The 553-nt window shown below is 48.5% G+C and carries 1 protein-coding gene; it reads left to right on the forward strand.

Features of this window, described 5'->3' with window-relative positions:
- A partial coding sequence (locus tag R7E78_RS29445; RefSeq protein ID WP_318059059.1) for an SLC13 family permease occupies positions 1 to 553 on the forward strand: 553 nt, incomplete at both ends.

Raw genomic sequence — 553 nt, forward strand, 5'->3', positions numbered from 1 at the left:
CCAACAGCGAGTTATCGCGATCTTTTTGCTGGCTGCGCTCTGTTGGGTGTTCGAGCCTATTCCGATTTTTGCCACGTCGGTGGTGATCATCGTGCTTGAGTTATTGCTCATTTCGAACAAAGGCATTGTCTTGTTTCGAACACAAGAAGGGCAGCCTCATTTTGGCGAACTACTGCAATATCACGAAATCATGGCTACCTTTGCAAGCCCAATCATCATGCTGTTTTTAGGTGGTTTTTTCTTAGCAATGGCCGCAACCAAATATCGTTTGGATGTGAACCTCGCTAGGGTGTTGCTCAAGCCGTTTGGGCAAAACCCTAAGTTTGTCATGTTAGGCCTGATGCTGATCACCGCAATATTCTCGATGTTTATGTCGAATACCGCGACCACCGCGATGATGTTGTCGATATTAACGCCAGTTATCGCCGTGTTTGGGCCTAAAGACCCGGGGCGAATTGCATTCGCGCTTTGTATTCCTGTTGCTGCGAACATCGGTGGTATTGGGACGCCAATCGGTACGCCACCAAACGCGATTGCTCTGAAATACCTCGTG

The organism is Vibrio sp. YT-19(2023), assembly GCF_033337395.1.